Below are 1,445 nucleotides of genomic sequence, written 5' to 3'. Positions count from 1 at the left end.
GGGCTCTTCGCGGTTCGTGGGGAAACGGGTCCCTGAGATAAGCGTCATGCCGCCGTCCGGACGGCACTTCTCAAGAGGATAACCGATTTGTAGTTGGCTGCATTGCGGTAGCCGCGGGCGGTGCGCTTGATGTTTTTTATCGCGGTGTTGTTTGCTTCGACCTTGCCTGTCGTGGCGCCGGTAATGATCAGCACCTCGATCTCTTTCCACCACCTGCAAACAGTTCGGTAGAGCCTGTTCGACTCCGGTCTGGCTGCTGCCTTCACGAGTTTTTCGAGCTCTGTTTTCGCTGCCGCGGCGTCTTCCAAAGAGCCGGCGCGGAGCAGTACCCGGAGCTGTTCTTTGACCTGCCAGACCGCTCGGAGGGTGCCAGTCGGATCGTCGACGGCGAACACTTCCTCCAACCGGAGCGCCGCCCTGCAACTGAGTCTGTCGCCACCGCGCAGCAGCAGCATCCGGTGCGCCCAGGCCTTGTCGATCGCCCGGCCGCGGCGACCCTTGACCTGCTGGGAGAGGTTCTGCCGGGTCTCGGTCATGACCTGATTGGCCAGCGAGATCAAGTGGAAGTGATCGACCGCGACAGCGGTGCGCGGAAGCCACATCCGCAACGCCTTCCTGAACGCCGCAGAAGGGTCGATCGCCACTACCTGAACGGCCAACCGCCACTCCAGGGGCCGGGCGAACAGCCAGTCCCCAACGCCCTTGTGATCCCGGCCGTCGACCACACCGAGGACCTGCCCGGTGTCCAGGTCCACGATAGTCGTCATCCACGGCTCGAACCGGGTCCACGCCTTCGTTGACGGGTCCTGGAAGTAGCGCACGGACCGGAAACGGTGTTCATCGATGCCGAGCATTCGGGGGCTGAGCTTGTCCACGTCGGGCAGCTGCAGCAGGCACGCTTCCGTCACCGCCGCCCGGACCATCCACCAGGACACGGCGAACCCGGCTGCTGCTTCCGAGACGGCCCGGCCGGACCGGATCACCGCGTCCACGAGCTGGTCCCGCAGCCGGCTAGTGGAGCGGGCACGGCGCGGGACCTGCGGGGTGGATTCGAAGAACGACAGCCGGTCGCAGGCCGGTTCTTCGCAGTACCAGCGGTACTTGGACCAGAGCACGTCGACTGGCCCGGCCACAGGAATATCCCGGAGCCGTTGGAAGCGGCGCTCCTTCCGCCGGGAAGCAATGACACCGCAGCTCGGGCAGCCCGGTAGCTCGTCAGTTTCGATGATGACCTGCCGCCGGCCGGCAGTGATAGTGGTGGAAATGACGCGGTAGTCGGGCAGGTTGAAAAGGATGGTGGCAGCGTCGGCTGCGACCCCGGTAGGCTCGATCAAGGCTCGTGGTCCTGTTCCAGGTTGAATGCTAGACACACTCATCCCAGCAGGGCCACGGGCCCCTTTGTCTTCAACGACACGAACTCATATCCCCATCAACCGCGAAGAGCC

At 64.2% G+C, this 1,445-nt stretch carries 1 protein-coding gene; it reads right to left on the bottom strand.

Annotated elements, in window-relative coordinates; all coding sequences use genetic code 11:
- Positions 1–44: 44 nt before the first annotated feature.
- Positions 45–1,334, bottom strand: a complete 1,290-nt coding sequence (locus ACFVTD_RS20985; RefSeq protein WP_387567093.1) for an ISL3 family transposase — start codon at positions 1,332–1,334, stop codon at positions 45–47.
- Positions 1,335–1,445 lie beyond the last annotated feature (111 nt).

Source organism: Pseudarthrobacter sp. NPDC058119 (assembly GCF_042884655.1).
Classification (GTDB): Bacteria; Actinomycetota; Actinomycetes; order Actinomycetales; family Micrococcaceae; genus Arthrobacter.
The sequence above is the reverse complement of the archived record's forward strand: the minus strand, read 5'-3'. Positions and strand labels throughout refer to the sequence as shown.